Genomic DNA, 488 nt, shown 5'->3' on the forward strand with positions numbered 1-488 from the left:
CGCGTTCAGCTTGCACGTGCCGATCAGGCTGTACATCGCCGCGGCCCGTTTCCCCCCGCTGTCGGAGCCGGCGAACAAGAAGTTCTTGCGACCCAGACTCACACAGCGCAGCGCGTTTTCGGCCAGGGCGTTGCTGATCTCGGCACGGCCCTCTGCACAGTACAGCACGAGGGCATCCCACTGGTTAAGCGAGTAACGGATCGCTTTGGCCAATTCGGATTTCTTCGACAGCGCCGCGAGTTTGTCCGTCATCCACGTCTTGATGGCCGCGAGCAACGGAATGCTTTTCTCTTGCCGCACGCGCAGCCGCTGCGCGGCGGGTTTGCCGCGGATGTCGGCCTCGATCGCGTAAAGTCCGCCGATCAACTCGAGCACCTCCCGGGTCGCCTCGGTCGGCGTTCGGGCATGCACGTCGTATATGTATCGTCTCGCATGGTCCCAGCATGCCGCCTCGCGAATCTTGCCGCTCTCGTACAGTTCGTTGAAGC

Annotated in this window: 1 protein-coding gene; it reads right to left on the reverse strand. The window is 62.5% G+C overall.

The features are described 5' to 3' along the window. On the reverse strand, positions 1-488 hold a 488-nt coding region (locus GWC77_RS28315; protein ID WP_173262950.1), incomplete at both ends, for a transposase.

The sequence above is a fragment of the Paraburkholderia sp. NMBU_R16 genome, assembly GCF_013282575.1.
Classification (GTDB): Bacteria; Pseudomonadota; Gammaproteobacteria; order Burkholderiales; family Burkholderiaceae; genus Trinickia.